Genomic DNA, 1,453 nt, shown 5'->3' on the forward strand with positions numbered 1-1,453 from the left:
GGCGGGTGGTGCTGACGGGCGGCGCCAGCCAGCTCGTCGGCCTGCCGGAAGTCGCCCGGCGCGTCCTCCAGGGTCAGGTCCGGATCGGCCGGCCGCTGGGGATCCGCGGCCTGCCCGAGGCGGCCAAGGGACCGGCCTTCTCGGCCGCCGTCGGCCTGCTGGTCTACCCGCAGGTGGCGCACGCCGAGCACTTCGAGCCGCGGGGGCACGGCGCCTTCGCGGCCACGGGATCGGACCGGTACATCAGCCGGGTCGGGCGCTGGCTCCGAGAGAGCTTCTAGGGTTTCACCGCCGCCTTCACGGGCGGGGGATCGAAAAAATATCGGCGCCGCAGCGCCGCACGGAAAGCAGAGTAAGCGAGAGGCTCGACACCATGGCCATTACCCTCCAGGCGCCGGACATCCGGGAACTCAAGCCCCGCATCACCGTCTTCGGTGTCGGCGGCGCAGGCGGCAACGCAGTCAACAACATGATCGAATCAGGCCTGCTCGGCTGCGAGTTCGTGGTCGCCAACACCGACGCGCAGGCGCTCACCTCCTCGAAGGCGGAGCGGGTGATCCAGATGGGCCTGGGCGTCACCCAGGGCCTCGGCGCCGGCTCCCACCCGGAGGTCGGCTCGGCCGCCGCCGACGAAGTGATCGACGAGATCCGGGACCAGCTCTCGGGCGCCCACATGTGCTTCATCACCGCCGGCATGGGCGGTGGCACCGGCACCGGCGCAGCGCCGGTCATCGCCCGGACCGCCCGCGACATGGGCATCCTCACGGTCGGCGTCGTGACCAAGCCGTTCCAGTTCGAAGGCGTGCGCCGCATGCGCACCGCCGAGAGCGGCATCCAGGAGTTGCAGGCCGCGGTCGACACCCTGATCGTGATCCCGAACCAGAACCTGTTCCGGGTCGCCAACGAGAAGACCACCTTCGCCGACGCCTTCGCGATGGCCGACCAGGTGCTCTACTCCGGCGTCGCCTGCATCACCGACCTGATGGTCAAGGAAGGCCTGATCAACCTCGACTTCGCCGACGTCCGGGCGATCATGCGCGGCATGGGCAAGGCCATGATGGGCACCGGCGAGGCGTCGGGCGAGAAGCGCGCCAACCGCGCCGCCGAGGCGGCCATCGCCAACCCGCTCCTCGACGACGTCTCCATGAAGGGCGCCCGCGGCCTGCTGATCTCGATCACCGGCGGCTCGGACCTGACCCTGTACGAACTCGACGAGGCCGCCACCCGCATCCGCGAGGAGGTCGACCAGGACGCCAACATCATCCTGGGCGCCACCTTCGACGAGAGCCTCGATGGCATCATCCGGGTGTCTGTCGTGGCCACCGGCATCGAGCCGCTGCTGATCTCGGCCAACTCGCCGAACAACCCGGCGATCGCCGAGACCGAGCAGCGCATCGCCGAAGTCGCCGAGCGCCTGCGCGCCGAGGCCCGCGCCCGCGCGACCTCGCCGGTG

The 1,453-nt window shown here is 70.5% G+C and carries 1 protein-coding gene and 1 pseudogene; both read left to right on the plus strand.

Annotated features, from left to right (window positions below; translation table 11 throughout):
• Positions 1-281 (plus strand): annotated as a pseudogene (locus FV228_RS29570) (cell division protein FtsA); the annotation flags it as partial.
• 92 nt (positions 282-373) lie between these two features.
• On the plus strand, positions 374-1,453 hold a 1,080-nt coding region (gene ftsZ, locus FV228_RS29575), incomplete at its 3' end, for a cell division protein FtsZ (RefSeq protein ID WP_147857706.1).

This window comes from Methylobacterium sp. WL18, from assembly GCF_008040015.1.
Classification (GTDB): domain Bacteria; phylum Pseudomonadota; class Alphaproteobacteria; order Rhizobiales; family Beijerinckiaceae; genus Methylobacterium; species Methylobacterium mesophilicum.